The organism is Bacillus sp. mrc49 (assembly GCF_002803435.1).
This window is the reverse complement of sequence record NZ_PHNG01000255.1, coordinates 1-631: the sequence shown is the minus strand read 5'-3', so window position 1 is coordinate 631 and position 631 is coordinate 1. Positions and strand designations below refer to the sequence as shown.

Below are 631 nucleotides of genomic sequence, written 5' to 3'. Positions count from 1 at the left end.
TATCGAATCCATCCTTTCAACGGTTCCTGACGAAAGGCAAACATTGCTTTTCTCAGCTACAATGCCTGATCCGATCCGTAAAATCGCTGAAAGATTCATGCATGAACCAGTTCTTGTGCGCGTAAAAGCGAAAGAAATGACAGTCGATCGCATCGAGCAATATTACTTGGAGCTAAAAGAAAGTGAAAAATTCGATACACTGGCTCGCCTTTTTGACATTCAAACACCGGATCTTGCGATTGTCTTCGGACGTACGAAGCGCCGTGTCGATGAATTGGCTTCTGCCTTGAACATTCGCGGCTATATGGCTGAAGGAATCCATGGTGACCTTAGCCAGGCTAAACGTCTTTCCGTATTGAAAAAATTCAAGGACCGCAGCATCGATGTTCTAGTTGCTACTGATGTGGCTGCGCGTGGTCTTGATATTTCAGGCGTTACACATGTATACAACTTTGATATCCCTCAAGATCCTGAAAGTTACGTTCACCGTATTGGACGTACAGGTCGTGCGGGTAAACATGGTATTGCCATTACGTTTGTAACACCAAGAGAAAGAGGTCAACTGCATGCAGTTGAACATACAACGAAAAAACGTATGGAAAAACTTAAAACTCCTACATTGACTGAAGCG

1 protein-coding gene is annotated in these 631 nt (G+C 43.9%); it reads left to right on the top strand.

Going from position 1 to position 631, the window contains the following annotated elements; translation table 11 throughout:
* Positions 1–631: DEAD/DEAH box helicase (locus tag CVN76_RS01835; RefSeq protein ID WP_198512423.1), on the top strand; the 631-nt coding region annotated here is incomplete at both ends.